The following is a 17,750-nucleotide window of genomic DNA, read 5'->3' as shown; positions in this document are numbered from 1 at the left end:
AATGAACTACCCCCGTTTCCGTGCATACTGCCACAGCTTCTTAATTTCATGCTTTGGAATATTACAAACTTCAATCAAGAAGTCATTCACAGCCTCAGCGAAATCCTTGTCAACCTTCAGGTTCACTCTTCCATCATGAATCCAGTCAATTCTTCTGCCCGGACTGCTAATGTAGCTAATCTTTGAATTAATTACCGGATAGTAATGATCTATATACTTCAGGCCCAGCCCGCACTCTTCTTCGATAACCAGCAATACAACCGGGATATGCTTCTGATTAAGCAGCGCATCTACGTTCTCCATAGCGTGACGTTCATAGGTGGTGGCAAAGACAGTAACCTCATCCACCAGACCTTCCGGGTAACCCTGATGCCAGTCGTACAGCACTATATCCGGCTTCTCAGTAACAAAGGAATCTGTGATCGTTATACCGGACACCTCTCCATCTAAATACTGATAATGCCTGTTGTTATCCGTGATGACCATGACCTCATTGTTAAAATAGTTCTTCAGCAGTATGGCTGCTGCAAGTATGAAATCATGCTTCTCACAATCTCCTGCCACAACGATATTCATAGCTGTCACTCTCCTTCGAGCAGTTGATTCTCAGTTGCCGGTGCATCCTCCGTTAAGCCCACTGAATTCTGATCTGTACTTGAGTCGATTGGCGCCTGATGGGTCTGGTCTATAATTCCGTTCACCGATTGGGAATTATCTACCGGGGCAGCCTGCTCCTGTGCCGCTCCCTGCTCAGACTTCCGCTTGCTGACTCCGCTTCCGCTTGGTTCCTGTGCCCCTATACGGATTCGGTTGCCATCGTCAATAGCCTTAAGGCGTTTATCCAGCTCTGTACGAAGCTTCTCGGCAAGTCCCCACTTGGCCTGTTCAATAATGGACGGATTACTCTTGATCACGCCCAGTACATCCAGATTGGGCACATAGTTAATCACGGGTTCAGGCTGGAGCTCCGGCTCTACATACTGCTTCATATACAGCTCTGCATTGTTAATATAAGCATCTACCAGAGCCGAATTAAGCAATTGCGCTTCTTCTTCATTGTCATTGAAGAAGGTATACTGGTTAGCCAAATCAACGTCCTTAAGAGATTTCTTGCCCACTACTATGTAATCTTCACCGTTAGGAAATACAATCCGGATATCTACAACGTCTTTCTTGGTAAGACGGAGCGGAAGCTTAATATATTCCGTCTCTTCTTTACGCTCTGACGGGTCGAGTCTTGCCTCATCACGGACCATCTCCGTCGTTACAGCTGTACCCGGCATCACATCAATCTTCATATATTTACCGACAATCGCCTTGGACTCACCGATCAGATTATCCGGCGAGGAGAACTTCGGGAGCTTCTCCTGTATTACATCCTCCTCAGCAATAACTTCACCCGCCAGCTTAGGGGTCATCAGCACGTAAGCGGTCTGGGACTGATCCATGTAACGCTGCAAGACCTGATCCTTATCCAGCAGCTGCTGCTCATAAGCGGCCCGTTCATCAATCAGCTTGGCATTATAGTGGCGATAGGTTGCAAACCATACGCCCGATGTAATAACGGCAACAAGAGAACCTGAAATCATCGTGTATCGTAGAATCTTTTTGCGTTTGCGTACTGCCACTTCATGACCTCTTTTCTAAGGCTATTTCATTTTCCCCGTCATCTTTGTTGCGGCTTCTTTAGCCCTGTCAGCAGCGGCCTTTTCTTCTGCCTGAAGGGTATCCGCATATCTCAGCATATCCGTCTCCAGGCTGCTAATCGCCTGCTTGAAGGTCTCCATCTTTCTGATCCAGTCTGTGCAGTGATTCTTGAACTCTTCCCCGCCCAGATCCACCCAATAACCCGGAAGTCCGGTTATGGCAGCGGTCATTTTATCCTTGCATTCCTGGGCAGGAGACAACAGCCGGTGACAATTGAATGCGAGCCCTCTAACCGTACCTGAATCCATATTCAGCCTCCTTATAAGTTGGTAAGGTATCCTGCTGTTGCAAATCTAGCGGCTCTGCGGAACAAACGAAAATCCAATGCCTATTAATAGTAAAGTCACAAGCAGAACAGTGCCTGCAATGGCCCAGAGCATGGTTTGCTTGCGGATGAGTTTTTTCTGGACACTCAGCAGCTTCATGACCCATTCCACAGCCGCCTTATCCGGGTATAGCGGATCTTGATGTGCAGGCATCAGCATCGCCTGGATCTCCGGGAAGTCCTTCTTCAGCATGTGCAGCACCTCCTGATGCCCGTTCTCCAGCAGCAGTCTGCAGCGCTTGCGTTCATACGGGTTAAGCGTGTTCAGCTTCTCTTTGAGCAGCTCGTATTTCCACATGGCTCCATTACCGATCAGGATGGGAATCTGCGAATTCCACCACAGCTCCAGTCCGCTAATTCCCTTACGCTCCTGATGAATATCCAGCCATAGAATAATATGGGTGAACTCACTGGCCAAGAGCTCTGAGATATCCCACGTATAACCCCTGCGATAGAAGGTAACCCCCTCATATTCAAACATGGTCGATGTGGAATCCTCTTGCTCGCCCTCAAATACAATCTGCTCCAGCGAGCTGATCTCCGGCCGGTTATCTCCGCATACCAGCGGCTTCCAGCCGAGATCTGCCAGACCAGCAGCCAGCAAAAAGGCCGCAGCACCAACATCTTCTTCTCCCCCGGCACCGCAGATGCCAATCACCAGCGGCACATGGCTGCCTAGTATTCTCTCATTCCCTGCTAAGGAAGGTTGTTGCTGGCTTTCTACTGGTATAGACCGTTCCAGACTCTCTAACGTTCCAGCATCCGTTGCCGGTGCTTCAGTCCTGGCTGATGGTCTCGGCCGGGGAGTTACCCCTCCTCCGCCAGCGCCTGAGGAAGGAGCCTGCCTGACACCAGCCGGTGCCGCTGCTGTTCTTGGACTTGCAGCCGGCTGTGGACGGGCAAGCGAATCTACGGTTCTTGCAGCAGCTTGTTCAGATTCTTCCACAGGCTGAACAGGAGCAGGGGCTGCGGTTGAGCCCTTGAATGAGAACAGGCGCTTCTTTTTGCCAAGGATGCTATAATAATCTCTTGTCGTTTTTTTCTCCCTGATCCAGTTCAGAAGCTCCTCGCCCCGGAATTCCGTGGTGAACTGCAAATCGTGAATATTCATATTGACCATCGTCCGGATGAACTCAATATCCGTTTTCAGCGCCGGATCTAATTGAACAATCAGCCGGGTAGTTTTGAGATACTTCCGGATCAGTGTCATGAGCGAGGCAATTTCGGCTGACTTCACAGGTGTGCTAAGACCTGCTCCGCCTTCTATAATGACTATGGAAGAAGAATCTACCTCTTTACTGCTGAAGCCCCGTATAAAGCTGTGAAGTGTAGAATGTTTGCCTGAGATCACATACCCTTCATGCTCCAGTGACCGTGACAAAAGCATGATGAGATCAGGCGAGCAGACCAGATGTACGCTTTTCATATGTAACCTCCTCTATAATCCTCCCGTTCAATAGGGCCAAATCCGGATAAGCGCCCCGTCCCCCTGAATCACATCCGCCAAAACCACTTGTTGGCCAAGCTCTGTCCAATGCTCTCCCGTGCTGCTAACCTCACATTTGAATTCCCAGTCACCGGGGAGCCAGCCGGCCTGCTTCAGCCATTCAAGACATTGCCCTGCGGTCATTGAGAGGGTGATATCCAAATCCATTGTTTTCTTGTGTGCTCCATTAAATATTATTGTGGTAACGGCTGTTGACATCTCCTGACCTCCCTGATCATTACACGGCTTGCAGCCATAGGCATAACTCCTCAATAGCCGCTGACAATGCTACTTTATCTCGGGTGAATTCCTCTTCCGGTTCACGCTTCAGCACCCACATCAGATCCTTATGAATCACTAGGTTCAGTTCACGAATGACCTGAGCTTCCTTGTCGATGCACCCAATTTCCGCCAGTGCGTATAGCGATGCTCCAGCGTGAAGAAGTCCCTCTGTCCAACGCTTAAGGTCCGGTTCATCGAAGAATGCTTGTTCAACATCCCCTTCGTCCTCCAGGCTCTGGAGCAGTGGAATCCGCTCTATAACCTGGAACATCATTTCATGCTGTGCATAGAGTTCCTGCAGGATATATGTATTGGTCTCAGACAGATGCTCCAGCTGAAACCGCTTGTTCCCCTGATGAAAATAATAGATTGTAGAAGGGATATCCCCGTTCTGTACGAGCTGGCAGAGGTAAGAAGTACTATTGGCACCTGCAGCAATACATTGATGAAGCACTTCATTTACTTTGGCAACCCCCATGAAGTCGATCTCCAGATATCCCTTCGCTTCAAGCGTTCTCATCTGGGCATTCATCAAGGCACGCTGCCTGCTCTCCGTTTCTGCTTCCAAATCTATGGCTAACCCCGGAAAACCCGTCTCCCCGGTTAATGCAGCTAAATATATAATTTCGAGAGCCTGTAATTCAAAAATCTCACGTGCCGGTTCCATCGCTTCATTCACCTGCCATCTATAAATCTGTGACCATTCTAATTTGCGTTCTGGAGCCTGCAATCAGCAGCATAGCCTCAGCCGGCTCCATCATTTGATTAAGCTCGTTATACTCCATACTCTCCAGTAAGTGGGCATAAGCCATATGATCGTTCAACCTTCCTCCGGTCAGCAGCGCGTTGCCGCTATTAATCATCTCTCCGGCCAGATTCGTGATCAGCTGCAGCTGGTTAAGCTCATGCACATCACTGCCAACCATGAGCAGCACGCCCAGTCCGCCGCCAAAGCGGGCAATCCGCTCCAGATGATCCAGTGAATCATTCTCCATCCGGTCGAAGGCCGACTTGAAATGCGGCATTACCATGACAAGGAGCGGATACTTGGACAAAATATAATCCGTTTCATCGAATTCTCCAGGTGTGGAGCTGTCAGCCAAAGCTTGTCGGGCATCGTTTTTTCTAAGCTGCAATTGCTCTATGAAGGAATGGGTGAGCTGCAGAAACTCCTCTGCTGTATCCATAACCTTTAGGGAGGTCATGGATTTCAGGCCAGTCCATTTCGAAATGTTGCTGTCGAATACATACAGCTCCTTGGTTATGGAATCGGCAGAGGCTTCAAACGCCTTCAGGATCGAAGGTAAGGTTAACTCTGCATCCTGCTGCCCGGTATAAGAGACTACAAAGCTGCTGATTTCCTTCAGATTGAGCTCTACCGGCAGCGTCGTGGCCTGTTCCAGTCCAAGCGGCACCAGCGTTCCCCCGGTTCCTTCCGGCCGGTTCTTCACTGCACGCTCCAGAAGCTCTGCAAGGGAAAGCTTATCCGGTATTACAGAAATCTCGGCAGGACTAGTGTCTCCTGCTACCGCCCTCATCTCTGAGCTGATCCGGCGGATGGAGGCCGCTATTTGATCATCCGAGCCGCCTTCGGCCGGCTGCGCAATATGGAATTCCAGAATCCCTTTTTCTTTTAGCAAGCCACGGCCTACGGTATTCGTTGGCTCCATTCCGTCTGTCCTGCCCAGAACGCTGGAGTAATCCAGCCTGTCAGACATTTGAAATACAAGCGACTGCTTAATATTCTGGCTAATCCGGTAAGGATAGGAGCTGACTGTATTGGCCGTAAACACAAAGTAAATTCCGTAGCCTCCCCCTTCGCGCACAAGCTTGGCCAGATCCATAACATAGTCATCGTACGCCTCTGCGAAGCCTGTGAAATTATCCAGCATAATAACGATATAAGGGACCTTTTCTCCAGTTGCATTACAGTAGGAGACCAGATTGCTGATGCCAAGCTGAGAAAATTTACGTTTACGCTCATTGAGTTGGGCGAGCAGCCAGCTAATCAGCTTCCCAAGCTTTTGTTCATCCTCCGGATAAATGACATCCCCCAAATGCGGAAGATCATGATAGACGCCCAAAGTTCGTGTACCGAAATCCAGAATATAAAAATTCACATACCCCGGATCATACTTCATGGCAAGCGACATGATCATTGTCTTCAGTAGAGTGGTCTTCCCGCTGCTAGGCGCTCCATAGACCAGCAAATGTCCATTCAGATTAAAATTAATGTCCAGATTGTACTGCTCCTGATCTGAAGGATTGTCTACCCGCCCAACGCTTGCCACCAGCTGATCCCTTGGCTCCTGCCACTGTTGTCCATCCCATATCTGTTCCTGATCAAGCACTTCCGACAGCGCCAAAGTCTCCGGAAGCGGAGGAAGCCACAGCTGGAAAGCCTCTCCAATGGATTCCTTTGCTGAAAGTTCGGCAATGTGTTGAACTACAGCCTGCAGTTCACTTAACGCCAAGTCATTGTCACCCTGTTGCTGCTTCGGAAGCAGCGCTCTGCGCTCTCCGCTTAATGAAACGATGTCCAGCTTGGGCAGCCCCTCACCTTCAGCTTCACCTGTATGGTAAGGCGCCCCGCTCCAGGAAGACTGGAACAAGGTGAACAGCTCATTATTGCCCACCTGCAGATAGCCGCGGCCCTTTTCTTTGATCTCGGCAGCCTCCGGACGTTTCAGCATCTCATTACTGTCAGAGGGAGTCTGCACCTTCAGGCACAGCTTGAATCTGGAGTTACTCCAGATTTGATCGTCCACCACACCGGACGGCTTCTGAGTTGCCAGTATTAAGTGAATGCCCAAACTTCTTCCGACCCGCGCCGCACTGACCAGCTCCTTCATGAACTCCGGCTGATCCGATTTCAGCTCTGCGAACTCATCCACCACGATAATCAAGTGCGGCAGGGGCAGCCGTACCTCTTTATTCCGGTAAAGAACAATATAGCTGTCAATACTGGTCACACCGGCTTCACTGAAGAGTCTTTGCCTGCGCATCAGCTCACTTTTGATTGAGGCCAGCGCCCGGTTAATCTGATTGCCGCCGAGGTTGGTGATCGTTCCCACCAGATGCGGAAGTCCGGTGAAGGCATTGGCCATCCCGCCCCCCTTATAGTCAATCAGCACAAACGCAATTTCATGCGGATGATAATTCACTGCCAGACCGAGCAGCAGAGATTGAAGCAGCTCACTTTTCCCTGATCCGGTTGTACCGGCTACCAGTCCATGGGGACCATAGCTTTTCTCATGCATGTCGAAGACAAGGGACTTTCCGCCTGCACCCAGCCCAAGGGGAGTGGACAGCGTACGGTTGGCCTGGTTTTTGGACCAGCGTTCCAGTACCTTCAGCTCCTCGACCTGCTCCACCTCAAAGCTCTCCAGAAAAGTAACCACCGGTGGAATGTAGCTGTTATTCTGTGCGGCCTTAATGCGGAGCGGTGCCAAAGACCGGGCGAAATACTCTGCTTGAGTGTTATCCATTGAATCTGTTGTGAAAAAATCAGCCAAATGGCCCAGCAGATTATGAGTATCCTTACGGACCAGTCCTTGCCCGTCCTTCATCTCCAGAATGACCTGGCAATTCAGCGGCAAAGCAACGTCGATTTTCTCCGATATAAAAATACTTGTCATTCCAAGCATCGAATCACCTGACAGCAAGTATTTCATCATTTCCGTACTGTCCCACAGTTCAGGAGCAAAAACCAAAAAAACATAATGCGGTGTCTGCAAATTCTGCAGGCCATAGCTTCCTTTGTTACCCTCTTCTCTCTTCCTGAGATCCGCCAGCAGCTCATCGGCAATCGCAGAAGCCTCGTAGGCTGTCGTGGCCAGAGTTCTTTGACTCCGGTCCTTATTCCAGGTATGCGGCAGCCATTTCAGCCACTCCCAGTGCTCCAGATCTTCGGGCTGCATGACACACACTATTCTTAAATCATCGTATCCCTGGTGTGTGGTGAGATGAACGATTGCAGCATTCAGGAAATGGCGGACCTCAGGCCGTCTACCGTATAACCCGAGCGTGCTGATACTGCTTAGCGGGATATAGACCGGGATATCTTTTACGTAATACATCTCCTCGCAGATCTTACTGGCAATCTCTTCGAGCGGATTCTCATCATCGATAGCCTTGGTGGTCGGGGTGTATGTAGGTACGAGAGAGATCGGCTGAACCCCGACACCAATCCGTATGTGTAAAAAATCGTCCTCAATAGCTGTTCTCTCCCAGAGCTGTTTACTCCGGCTACGGGCGATTTCTGTACAGCTTTGAATACTTGGATGAATATATGTATGGGCCTCACGCTGCGTACTGGCAGCTCCTTGCAGATCATTGCGAACCTGAAATAAATAATTGAGATATTTCTTTTCTAATTTCTTGTTGTGCTCCTGGTGCTTGTTCACACTGGCTCTATAATTCATGATCGAGACCATAACCGTGAGCGCCGTCATCCCCATCGTGGAGACAAGCATAATATAGGACCTGGTTAGGGTTGACATAAAAATAGATATGATCAGCATTCCCAGCGGCGGGACGATAATGGTTAACCAGGAGAAGGAAGGTTTCTCCGAAGGCCTGGCGGGATCTTCCAGCTCCAGCACTCCTGCCGGGTAGTTTGGTTTAATCCGGGGGGTTCTTTGTACCTGATTGGTTGTCATTTCTTGAATGTTCATTCTTTTCATCACCACTGGATAGGAATTTTGGATTACAGAGCAGATAATTTAATTTTTAAACAATTATTGTATATTTTCATTAAATTGGGACGGGCTTTATTTTTTATCGGATCAGTAAGTGAATAGTTTATATTTTACATAACATTTTCTGCTAAAATAGTTCATTGATCCCTTATGAGCGTTTTTTATCTTTACTCTATTAAAGTTAACAGAGGAGAAAGTTATAGTTCCTTAGTCATATTTTTTTGTCGAAACGAATTTAGATATAAGGATTTTGTCGGATTTACGTTTCATCTATACTTCAATCTAAAAAGTGTCTTGACTTAAACCTTGGTTTAAGCCGTATCCTATAACTGTCGACATCACAACAAACACTTGGAGGCCTCCAGATGAACTATTATTCCATTGGTGAAGCGGCAACGCGGTTAGGGATTCCGGAATCTACCATACGTTATTATGAGAAGAAAGGGCTACTGCCCCGGATGGAGCGGGATGAAGCGGGCAGGCGGATTTTCACGGAGGATTACCTCTTTTTCCTTAAGATCATCCTCTATCTGAAAAACACACAGATGCCCATAAGCCAGATCAGGCAATATGTAGACTGGATGGCGGAGGGGGACAGCACGATTGCATTGCGGCTTGCCATGTTTCAAGAACATAAGCAGGCTGTATTGGCACAAATCGCGCTCATGACCGAAGCCTTGCAGGGTATTGAGAAGAAAATAGAACGTTATACGAATTATTTAGAGACTAACGGGAAAGAGGTTTTATCATGAAGCTCTCAGGAAACACTCTTCTGATTACAGGCGGAGGCTCCGGCATCGGACTGGCTATGGCGGAACGGTTCATCCGTATGGGGAACACAGTCATCATTACCGGACGGCGTGAGCAGGTATTGCAGGCTGCACAGGACAGATTCCCGAATCTAATTACCCATGTATGTGATTTAAAAGCAGAGTCTGAACGTCTCGCTTTGTTCGACTGGGTAACTGCAAACTATCCCGGAGTCAATGTCCTGGTGAACAATGCGGGGATTCAGCAGCGCTTCAATATACAGACAGCGGATGTGAGGAATCATTGGGCTGATTTCAATCAGGAAATCACCACCAACCTTGAAGCCCCTCTTCATCTGGCTATGCTGTTTGCCCCATTCTTCACAGCGCAGGAGGCTGCAACGATCATGAATGTGACTTCAGGTCTGGCCTTTACTCCGTTTGCCATCGCACCCATCTATTCAGCAACAAAAGCTGCCCTTCATTCGTTCACCATGAGTCTGAGACTCCAGCTCTCCGGGACCCGCGTTGAGGTCATCGAGGTGGCCCCGCCGGCCGTAAATACAGATCTCGGCGGATCAGGGCTGCATGTACATGGCGAGCCGTTAGATGCGTTCACGGATGGAATTTTCCAGGGATTCGCTGAGGGACTCCAGGAGATCGGATACGGCAGTTCGGCGGAACGGCTGCGCATGTCACGGGACCGGATTGACGAATATGCAGCCCAGATGTATGAGGCGACGAAGGGCTATATTGAATAAAAGATTTGGATCAGAACGCACCAAAGAGACCGTCTTAGGGTAGACGGTCTACTTTGGGCGTATGCGTTATTTGAAGAAAGCCTGCTTACATCAGCTTCTTAATCTTTTCCACCGGTAACTCCACGGCTTTGGACACCTCTTCCGGAGTGAATCCGTGAAGCAGTAACTTGCGAATAATCTCCGCCTGGCCTTTTTCTATCCCTTGTTCTATTCCTTGCTCTATCCCTTTCTCAATTCCCTGTTCTATTCCTTCAGCTATGCCCTCTTCATATCCCCAACGCTTCCAGGCTGGCATGAGTTCCATAATCGCTTCACCCTCCTCCGGGTATTGTATCATCAATTCTTTTATAATCTCTTCATCCTGGGCCCGGTCCGGCTTGAAATATAAATCTGCCACAGACATCACAAGTGCCAGCCGACCTTGATCGAGACGTGTCTTCAGCTTCATGAACATGCGCAGAAACTCCCGGCGCACATCTCTCGCTTCTCTTGTAGTATACCCCATCTTGGCTAGTAACGCAGCAGCTACTGCATTATCCGAATCAATAAACCGGCGCCAGTTCTGCTTACGCAATTCTACCTTGAGAAACTGGAAGCGCAGGATCTGATGCTCAGGAATAACCATCTCCAAGGTGTCCTGCTCTTCCCTGATCTCATCTGAAGTGAAGATGGCAATCGGAATAATCAGCTTATGCTCTTTGCGGTAGCGCTCAAACAGACGGCTGAAGTAAATAAACATCCGTTCATGGAACCGTGTATCTCTATACGACTGCGGTTCCAGGTGAATCAAAATATAACCGTCCAGTCCTTTATAGCGGATTTCCAGCAGCAGATCCAGCTCCCGCGCTTCCTCGCCAACAATATCCACCAGCAATTCCTGCATCAGAAACCGGGTCTCACTATAATCCAGCATGGAATCAAGCTCAGGAAAAAACAACTCAATAAATTCCTGAAAAAACGTCTCCAGCAGCTTCTTAAAAGCCTCATCATGTGGTAAGGGTATTTTAGTCGCCTCCTGTTATATCCTGCTTATTTCTTGTGATTATATTCCATTTCAATGGAATATAATATAATAAAAAGCACATGCGTTCTCATTTTAGTCGTAGACAACTGCCTTACCCTCCGCTTTACCTTGCTAAAAAAAATAGCAGCCCCGATTAAATGGGGCTGCCCTTGTCTGCTCAGCAGCTTTAGCTTTGTCTACTTATCCTACTCCTCACCCGGTTCAACAAGCTTATCCATGAGCCGGATGATCATCACTACGGCTTCAGCGCGGGAAGCAGATTCCTCCGGTTTAAAGGCTCCGTTGCCTTTCCCTGAGATAATCCCCGCATTAGCGAAGGCATTGATCGGCTCCGCAGCCCAGCTTGCTGTGAGGTCAGAGAATGGCGCCGGTGCACCGGGAACATAGTTCGTAAGACGCGCCAGCATAGCTACAGCTTCCGCACGGGTGACCTGCTGTTTGGGGCGGAATGAACCATCGGCGTAACCCTGGATCACACCATGCTCTTTAAGCGCCGCAAGTGCCTCCGAAGCCCAATGCCCCTGTGTATCGGAGAATCCGGCCCCTTGCGAGCCCGTCAGGCCAAAAGCTTTTGCAAGCATGGCAGCAAACTCAGCGCGTGTGACTTTGGCCGCAGGATGGAATGAACCATCCGCATAACCCGTTATGATCCCCATCCGGGCTGCACGTTCAATGAACGATGCACTCCACAGAACGGCAGGTACATCCTGGAACTTGACAACTGCAGCCGTCCGGCCTTTTGCAACGATAGATTTAAGCACATCTAAGTCCAAGGTGTCTTTCAGGACAGGCCTGGTTACCGTTGGCTTTGCGGGACCGGCAGTTATAGCTGGTGTTGGTGCCGGTGCCGGTGTCGACGTTGCTGTTGGTGACGGTGTTGCTGTCGGTGTTACCGCCGGCTTTGGTGTTGGCGTTGCTGCCGGTGTTCCTCCCGATTGTGGCGTTGGCGTTGGTGTCGGCGTCGGCGTTGCCACCGGTACCGTTCCGCCCTCAACCACGATGGGAATCGCAATGGTTAAGCCGCCGAAGGAAGCAGTAATCGTTACCCCGTCCCCCGCTGCAATACCCGTAATGATCCCCTTGTCCGACACCGAGGCGACCGCAGGATCTGAAGTTGTCCAACGAGCCTGATCCGTAACCACTATATTTGCTCCATTGTCATATACCGCTGTAATCACGGAAGCCGCTTGCTTGTTCACCTGTAAGGTGTGTGTGCCAGGCTCGGCGGTCAGCTTCAGCAGCTTAGGCACCGTACCTTCTGTCTGAACCGTTACCGATAGCTTCACCGGCGGCATGTTACCGTAGTTCGCCTGGATGGTAGCTTCTCCCACTTCAACGGCATGAATGATACCCTGGGCGTCTACCGTAGCTGCCCGCTCATTAGAAGATGTCCATACCGCTTGATTCGTGACATCGGCAGTGGAGTTATCGCTATAGGTAGCCGTAAGCACCGTCGCGTGCGTGTCGCCGACATTCAGCTTCAATTCGGCCGGGGCTACGGCCACGGAAGTCACTGTCCGCTCATCCTTTTTCATAATCGTATAGTTGTCAATTAATTCGGCGCTCTGCGTAGTGCGGGCTTGGATGATGATCTTATCATGGCTTACCTGAATGGCAGAATAGACGGGAACATCCTCGTCAAACATGAAATCAATATACTCGTATTTGCTTCCATCGTAGAACTTCCAGCCCGACGCCCCGCCGTCCAGATAGACTGTTCCTTGCTCTCCGCTTGGCAGTGGCTTGCCTTTGCTCATCGGATAGGTGCGCGCATATACATGGTCATGGCCTTCCAGCACCAGATCTACCTTCAATTCTTCGAGAATAGGGGCAAAATAAGTCTGAGTGTATTCAATCAGATTGCCGCGTCCATCTTCGGTATGATAAGCAGGTTTGTGGAACATGACAATCTTCCATTTTTTATTGCTGGCTTGAAGATCCTGCCGAAGCCACTCCGCTTGCTTGCCCATCGTGACTTCGTCTGCTTCAGAGTTCAGCACCACGAAATGCACCTCTCCTGAATCGAACGAATAGGCATATTCCTTCTGAATCTCAGGCCCATTAACAGGAAGTCCCAGGCCTTTGGCGAAAATGTACTTCCCTCCCCCTTTTACATCATGATTCCCCATGGCATACGCTGAAGGAATCGAGGAGGAATAGACCGACGAGGCTTGCCAGAATTGGTTCCATTCATTCAAAACCGCCCCATCATCGACCATATCACCGCCATGCATAACGAACTGGGTACCGGGATAATTAGTGAGCGCATTCTTGATCAATTGTTGATAGGTCTCCAGCCCGTTATCCCCTTTGGTATGCGAATCGGTTACAAATACAAAAGAAACGGGCTTGTCCGGCGCAGCCTCCACCGTCTTATAATTGGACCAATCGCTCCAATGGCCTTCGTAGCCAACTCTGTAATGATAGCCCGTACCTGGCTCAAGACCCGTGACTAATGCGTTATGAAGCTTGATTTCGCCCATAGGTCCGCCTGCCACCTCAGGAATAACCTCCACCTCGGAGAGTGCACGCTGCATAGCTGCTTTTGCCGGAGCATTCGTCAGATCACTATCCACCCAATCACTATCTTTCATATACTGGATGTAAGCTTCTTGAACACTTGGCGCGCTCTGCCACCCTACACTCATCATCGTCTTCATATCTTCGGTCACAAAGGTCTGCACATATTGCGGATCTGCCCCGCCAAACGGAGCTACAACATTCATACGGATACTCTCACTGGTACCGCCATCCTTGACAGCCTGCACGCTCCAGGTGCCAATGGCAAGGTTAGTCAGGGTCGTATGAATCTCTCCCTTGGCATCCGTCAAGCCCATTCCTTTGCTAAGATCACTCTGCTCCACATCTGCGGATGAGATGTACCCTGCCTTACTGCCATCCGGCAAATACACCTTGATGAATCCGCTGGCACTGCCTGCGGTAGCGAACATTCGCGCGTTCTTCTCTACAGCAAGCAACACTGCGGACGATGGATCGGCTTTGGCATATACTTTGGACCCGTCGGCGGTTACACGCACATAAGTCTGAGGACCGCTGGTATCGGTAAAATCAATCCCGGCTCCTTCAACCGGCGCTCCTGCGCGAGAGGTAACCGTGATGATACTTTGAGTGTGCAGGCCTGATCCCTTGATGCTGAGCTTGTAAGGAAACCCGATCTTATACCTAAGCGGGGAGGCTAAGGAAGGAACTGGCGTCCCGCTTTCATACCCGAATCCGCCCTCCACCATCTCTATATGCTTAGCTGTCTCGCCGCGCTCCATTTTCGCAGACCGGTTCACCTCAAAATCAATACTTGCCAGCGCATCCGCCTGATCCCCTTGCAATCCCTCGGCACTGACTTCAACATAGCCGCCTGTATTATCAAGTTGGGTCTCTACCTGGCTCAAGCCGGAGCGTGCAGTAATCACATTGGCCTGCAATGTCTCTGGATCGAACTTGATTCTGGCATGGAAGCTCTTGGCTTCGCCTACGTCCGTCGCCTTCAGCTGCAGCCGGTAGGTCTCATTACTGACAGCCTCCTCCGGGGCTTCCAAGGTAAATCTGGCTCCATGCTCAATCTGAAAAGCATATTCTGCCGCTGCCGGATTGCCGGCCCTATCCTTCACTTTTGCCAGCACTTGATGATAACCTCCAGCCAGCGGAAGCGCCGGGTGATAGGTAATCTGCTTATGATTCAGATCATAGACATAAGTTGACGGTGCCGCAGGCTGACCATCCACCGTTAACCGGATGGAATCCGGATCAATGCCCGACTGGGCATCCTCCGCTGACAGAATAATGTCAGAGACAGGAGAGCTCAAGGTTTGATTCGAAGCCGGTGCCGCTGGAGTCAGCACAGGTACATCCATATCTTCATTAACCGGCTCATCATAGATCAGCCTGACGTCATCAATCCAGATCGAGCCTTTATTCTTTTTGCTCATTTGTCTTTCTTTCATCTGGAAGTAGAAGGCCAGTGTACCCGGCATGGTCAGATCTGACCCTATTTCAGCCTCCACATACTTCCAGCCGCTCCAGTCGATCCCGGTCTCTTCACTCCGGATTTCATACGTTTTGGATTTACCGTTGGAAGACACATAGAACTTGGAGGTCAGGCCATGGCCTTCCTGATTGGCATATACCCACATCCCGATTCTTTTAGGGGTTCGGTCTGTCAAGGGGAGCTGAGTCGCCGGACCCACGGCAACCTGAGAGGGGTTATCGGTGATGCCAATGAAGTCATAATCAATCCGCAGGGACTTCGCTCCGCTATGTACGTATTTCGGATTCGTCTCAAGCGCCATACTGCCGCTATGAATGCGGGCACTGTCAAAGGTTAGATCCGCTAAGCGTACCTGTTCAAAATCCTCTACCTTCACGACCCCGCTAGGTTCCCCTGCTTCTCCATAGACGGTGGGTGACTGGGATAGAGAGGGTGGCATGAGCGGAAGCAGAACTGTTACTGCCAGAATTCCGCTCAAGACTCTCTTTACAAATGGATGATTACTCACGAACTTTCACGCTCCTTGTTGTCTGTTCTAGTAGACAGCATAACGGCGTAATATGTTCGTAGAATCATCGCAATGTAAGCATATTAAATTTTATTGTATTAGACAGCAATCGCCTTAAGGTCCGGGGAGATCCATAGCTCGGCCCCCGTTGCCTGCTGAACCTCTTCCACCGTCAGACCCGGTGCGATTTCCATCAGCATCAGCCCCTGGCCCGGGATCACCTCGATGACCGCCATTTCAGTGACAATCGTATTTACGACATGTACCGCCGTCAGGGGGAGCTTGCAGTCTTTCACTATTTTCGGCTGCCCGTCCTTGCTCACATGATCCATGGCGATAATGACCCGCTTAGCCCCGACCACCAGATCCATGGCTCCGCCCATGCCCGGCACCTTTTTCCCCGGAATCATCCAGCTGGCCAGATTGCCCTGCTCATCGACTTCAAGCGCGCCCAGCACGGTGATGTCCACATGCCCGCCACGGATGATCGAGAAGGAGACCGCACTGTCAAAATAGCAGGCTCCGGCCATCGTGGTCACGAAGCTCCCGCCAGAATCGATACAGTCGATGTTTTCCTCTGACTTCGCCGCCTTGGGGCCTACTCCGAGTATTCCGTTCTCCGCCTGTAGCATAATCTGGACATGATCAGGAATATAGTCTACCGCCAGGGTCGGCATACCAATCCCCAGATTCACCACATCGCCGTCCTTGAACTCCTGGGCGATTCTTCTCACAATGAATTCCCGGTTATTCATGCGTATTCCCCCCCTTTACAATGGCATCGATCAAAATTCCCGGGACGTTGACATGATTGGGATCAATCTCCCCGAGCTTCACATAGTCATCTACCTCAGCGATTACATAATTCGCCGCCATCGCCATGACGAAATTAAAGTTCCGGGAAGAGCCGTCGATCACCAGATTCCCCGCCTCGTCCGCCTTATGGGCCCGGATCAGCGCCACATTTGCATGGAGAGGCAGCTCTAACAGATATTCTTTTCCGTCGATATCAAGCTTCCTTTTGCCCTCCTCTACAATCGTTCCTACTCCTACAGGGGTTAACACACCGCCCAGCCCCGCTCCACCGGCCCGGATTTTCTCAGCTAATGTGCCTTGCGGATAGAGGTTCACCTCAGCTTCTCTGGTCATCAGCAGTCTTCCGGTTTCCGGGTTTGCACCGATGTAAGAAGCATAGATCCGCTTGACCCGGCCGCTTTTGACCAGCTTATAGATAGATAATTCCGGGGTGCCCGTATCATTGGAAATAAGCGTGAGCTGACCGGCTGACTGCGTCTCGACAAGCGCACGCACCAGCTCTTCGGGGTGGCCTCCAGCCAGAAAACCGCCGACCATCACGGTATCTCCATCCTTCACCCTCTTCACGACGTCTTCGGCGGAGATTAATTTGTTTATCATAGATTTCAGGCTCCTTGTTTATTATTGGAGAAAAGCTGGCTACTGGATGATATAGTCATGAATGACTTTGCCATAAGGCAGCGTTAGATCGGCAATGAAATGCTTTCCCCCGAGGTACGTCTTCACCGGCAAATCGGCCACAGGGGCATTCACATGGGGAATCAGGCTTAAGCGGGCTGGCCCGGTCCAGGCGCCTTTCACATGAACATCTTCAAGAGTGTAGGCAACCAGCTGCGCAATCTTAGGGGTCCCATCCACATCGGGAATCAGCTTCAGATTCACTTGGGTTTTGGCGATAGCTCTAGCAGTGTCCTCTGTATCCATCACATTATGCTTGTAAAGCATGGTTCCCACGGCTACCAGGACATCGTTATAATGCAGCGTACCGGTCAGCGTCTCTGTGCCTGCAACGGTCAGGCGGGGAGAGGCCCACTTTTTGGGGAACCCCCAGATTTCCCGTCCCCCCAGAATGGCAGGCGCATTATCCAGATACATCTGGGCTACAAAATTGCACGGCTCCCCCTGAAAGGTACACGGAATCACGATCCCGCTCTCCTCATAACTTCCCAGGCCCGACGAATCGGGCATCTTGATCCATTCATAAGACACGGTATTGCTTCCATCCGGCTGTAAGGGTTCCGGGACCGCCTGTCTGATCGCAGCAGGGTCAGATTCATAAGTGATGACCATAAATTCACGGTTGATGAAGCGGTAAGGCGGACGTCCGTAACCCGGACTGGCCGCAGGCATGGATTGCAGCGCTAGAACCTCTTTTGCATTCATAATGAT

Annotated in this window: 14 protein-coding genes; 2 read left to right on the top strand and 12 right to left on the bottom strand. The window is 50.3% G+C overall.

What is annotated here, in order from left to right:
• Positions 1–6: 6 nt before the first annotated feature.
• Genes MKX51_RS08285 through essC form a run of 7 tightly spaced genes read right to left on the bottom strand, consistent with a single transcriptional unit; the run spans position 7 to position 8,476 of the window.
• Positions 7–576 carry a hypothetical protein gene (locus tag MKX51_RS08285; RefSeq protein ID WP_340992017.1) on the bottom strand — a complete coding sequence of 190 codons (570 nt, stop codon included), beginning with the start codon at positions 574–576 and terminating at the stop codon, positions 7–9.
• 5 nt (positions 577–581) lie between these two features.
• On the bottom strand, positions 582–1,628 hold the full coding sequence (locus MKX51_RS08280; RefSeq protein ID WP_340992016.1) for an SAF domain-containing protein: 1,047 nt from the start codon (positions 1,626–1,628) through the stop codon (positions 582–584).
• Positions 1,629–1,649: 21 nt separating this feature from the next.
• The gene (locus MKX51_RS08275; RefSeq protein WP_340942368.1) at positions 1,650–1,955 is read right to left on the bottom strand and encodes a hypothetical protein; all 306 of its coding nucleotides are present in this window, start codon (positions 1,953–1,955) and stop codon (positions 1,650–1,652) included.
• A gap of 45 nt (positions 1,956–2,000) precedes the next feature.
• Positions 2,001–3,458, bottom strand: a complete 1,458-nt coding sequence (locus MKX51_RS08270; RefSeq protein ID WP_340992015.1) for a hypothetical protein — start codon at positions 3,456–3,458, stop codon at positions 2,001–2,003.
• A gap of 27 nt (positions 3,459–3,485) precedes the next feature.
• Positions 3,486–3,737 carry a hypothetical protein gene (locus MKX51_RS08265; RefSeq protein WP_340992014.1) on the bottom strand — a complete coding sequence of 84 codons (252 nt, stop codon included), beginning with the start codon at positions 3,735–3,737 and terminating at the stop codon, positions 3,486–3,488.
• Positions 3,738–3,756: 19 nt separating this feature from the next.
• Positions 3,757–4,467 carry a hypothetical protein gene (locus MKX51_RS08260; RefSeq protein ID WP_340992013.1) on the bottom strand — a complete coding sequence of 237 codons (711 nt, stop codon included), beginning with the start codon at positions 4,465–4,467 and terminating at the stop codon, positions 3,757–3,759.
• 19 nt (positions 4,468–4,486) lie between these two features.
• Positions 4,487–8,476 (bottom strand): type VII secretion protein EssC, encoded by a 3,990-nt coding sequence (essC, locus tag MKX51_RS08255; protein WP_340992012.1) that lies wholly within the window; start codon positions 8,474–8,476, stop codon positions 4,487–4,489.
• A 389-nt stretch (positions 8,477–8,865) separates the two neighbouring features.
• On the opposite strand from essC, the gene MKX51_RS08250 reads away from it, so the two are divergent.
• Together MKX51_RS08250 and MKX51_RS08245 are read left to right on the top strand one after the other, a co-directional pair.
• The gene (locus MKX51_RS08250; RefSeq protein WP_340992011.1) at positions 8,866–9,252 is read left to right on the top strand and encodes a MerR family transcriptional regulator; all 387 of its coding nucleotides are present in this window, start codon (positions 8,866–8,868) and stop codon (positions 9,250–9,252) included.
• Complete coding sequence (locus tag MKX51_RS08245; protein WP_340992010.1) at positions 9,249–10,010, top strand: SDR family oxidoreductase; 762 nt, start codon at positions 9,249–9,251, stop codon at positions 10,008–10,010. The genes MKX51_RS08250 and MKX51_RS08245 overlap by 4 nt, the downstream gene beginning before the upstream one ends.
• 85 nt (positions 10,011–10,095) lie before the next feature.
• Here MKX51_RS08245 and MKX51_RS08240 read toward each other — a convergent pair whose 3' ends face one another.
• From MKX51_RS08240 to MKX51_RS08220, 5 genes are all read right to left on the bottom strand, one after another.
• Positions 10,096–11,013 carry an Rpn family recombination-promoting nuclease/putative transposase gene (locus MKX51_RS08240; protein WP_340995560.1) on the bottom strand — a complete coding sequence of 306 codons (918 nt, stop codon included), beginning with the start codon at positions 11,011–11,013 and terminating at the stop codon, positions 10,096–10,098.
• Between the two features lie 206 nt (positions 11,014–11,219).
• Positions 11,220–15,545, bottom strand: a complete 4,326-nt coding sequence (locus MKX51_RS08235) for an S-layer homology domain-containing protein (RefSeq protein WP_340992009.1) — start codon at positions 15,543–15,545, stop codon at positions 11,220–11,222.
• A 98-nt stretch (positions 15,546–15,643) separates the two neighbouring features.
• A complete protein-coding gene (locus tag MKX51_RS08230; protein ID WP_340992008.1) occupies positions 15,644–16,300 on the bottom strand; it encodes a 3-oxoacid CoA-transferase subunit B in 657 nt (218 codons plus the stop codon).
• Complete coding sequence (locus MKX51_RS08225) at positions 16,293–16,961, bottom strand: CoA transferase subunit A (protein ID WP_340992007.1); 669 nt, start codon at positions 16,959–16,961, stop codon at positions 16,293–16,295. Before MKX51_RS08225 ends, MKX51_RS08230 begins: the two co-directional genes overlap by 8 nt.
• Positions 16,962–17,000: 39 nt before the next feature.
• Positions 17,001–17,744, bottom strand: coding sequence for an acetoacetate decarboxylase (locus MKX51_RS08220; protein ID WP_340992006.1), 744 nt, complete (start codon positions 17,742–17,744; stop codon positions 17,001–17,003).
• Between the last annotated feature and the right edge of the window lie 6 nt (positions 17,745–17,750).

This window comes from Paenibacillus sp. FSL M7-0420 (assembly GCF_038002345.1).
In the GTDB taxonomy this organism is placed as follows: domain Bacteria; phylum Bacillota; class Bacilli; order Paenibacillales; family Paenibacillaceae; genus Paenibacillus_AQ.
This window is presented reverse-complemented; position numbering and strand designations above follow the sequence as displayed.